General features: G+C 73.4%; 1 protein-coding gene and 1 pseudogene. Both read left to right on the top strand.

The window, feature by feature from the left end:
- A pseudogene (locus ACLZN2_RS16695) lies at positions 1–393 on the top strand (hypothetical protein); the annotation flags it as partial.
- Complete coding sequence (locus tag ACLZN2_RS16700) at positions 390–1,421, top strand: ornithine cyclodeaminase (RefSeq protein WP_416979259.1); 1,032 nt, start codon at positions 390–392, stop codon at positions 1,419–1,421. The pseudogene ACLZN2_RS16695 and the gene ACLZN2_RS16700, both read left to right, overlap by 4 nt.
- The last annotated feature ends 17 nt before the right edge of the window (positions 1,422–1,438 follow it).

Raw genomic sequence — 1,438 nt, forward strand, 5'->3', positions numbered from 1 at the left:
GGCTCGTCGGCGCTCGGCGGGGCACCCGCCGAGCGGCCCCTGAAGCTGATGGGTTTTGGTTCCGGGCAGGTCTCCGGGTTCGTCGAGCCGCACCACTGGGACCACGTCGTACGCATCCGGGACTCGGCGGCCGCGACGGCCTGCGCCCTGGTGCTGCGCCGGACCGGGATCTCGCTCGGCGGCAGCAGCGGCGCGACGGTGCTGGCCGCGGTCGTCCGGGCCCGCCTGGACCCCTCGCTGCGGGAGATCGCGTGCGTCTGCCCGGACAGCGGTGGGAAGTACCCGCAGCTGCGCGGGACACGGGCCGTCGGCACGCCGGATCCCGACGAGGAGATCCGCGCCGCACTGACCCTGCTGAACCACGTCCACTCCGAGCCGAAGGCAAACCGATGACCGGACACCCCGATCCCCCTCTCACCTATCTCGACAGCACCGATGTGGAACGGCTGTCCGCGGAGCTGCCGATCGTCGATCTCGCCCACGAGACGCTGCTGGCCTACGAACGCAAGGAGGCCGGCCTCTCCCCGGAGGCCGCTCTGCGGTGGACCACCCGCTCCGGCGCCTCCGCCCGCAGTCTCATCCTCCCGGCCTGGTCGGGCGACAGCTACGGCTGCAAGATCATCAATGCGTCGCTCGGCAACCGGCTGCTCGGACAGCCACGTGCCGCGGGGCTGATCGTGCTCAACGACCGCGAGACCGCGCGGCCCGTCTGCGTCATGGAGGGCGGCCGGATCAGCGCACTGCGCACCGCGGGCGTCTCGATCGCCGCGGTACGGGCCGTGCGGGATCTGGCGAGGGTCACGCGGGTGGCCTTCCTCGGCTGCGGCCGGCAGGCCGAGGTCCACCATGAGCTGCTCGCCGCCGCCTGCCCCGGCCTCGAGGAGCTGTTCCTCTTCGACCGGGACGCCGCACGGGCCGGGAAGCTCGCCGCCACCTGGCGCGCGGCCGACCCCGCGACTGCGGTGACCGTGGTGGAGGACGCCCGCGAAGCGGTCGAGCGGGCCCAGCTGACCATCGCGGTGACCACCACGACCGAGGCGTACGTCGAACTGGACTGGGTCCCGGCCGGCGGGACCTTCGTCAACGTGTCGCTGGACGACGCGGCGGAGAGCCTCCTGCTGGGCTGCGACCATCTGTTCGTCGACGACTGGAAACTCGTCGTCGACGACGACCACCGCCTGCTGGGTGTCCTCGCACGCGCGGGCCGGGTCAGCGGCCCCGGGACCGACGCCCCCGAGGGCGGCCGCGCGGTTGACTCCGCACTGCCCACCCTCTTCGCGGGCGGCTACCGCCGGACCGTCGCGGAGCACGAACGGGTGGTGATCAACCCGTTCGGCATGGGTGTGCAGGACATCGCGGTGGCCGGCGCGGTGTACGAGCGCGCGCTGGCCCGGGGCGCCGGCCTGCGGCTGGCACGCTGACCCGGAGCTGCGCCGTG

The organism is Streptomyces sp. T028 (assembly GCF_048159505.1).
GTDB lineage: Bacteria > Actinomycetota > Actinomycetes > Streptomycetales > Streptomycetaceae > Streptomyces.

Coding starts and splice junctions, on each gene's coding strand:
- ACLZN2_RS16700 (WP_416979259.1), top strand. CDS start 390: ATGACCGGACACCCCGATCCCCCTCTCACCTATCTCGACAGCACCGAT.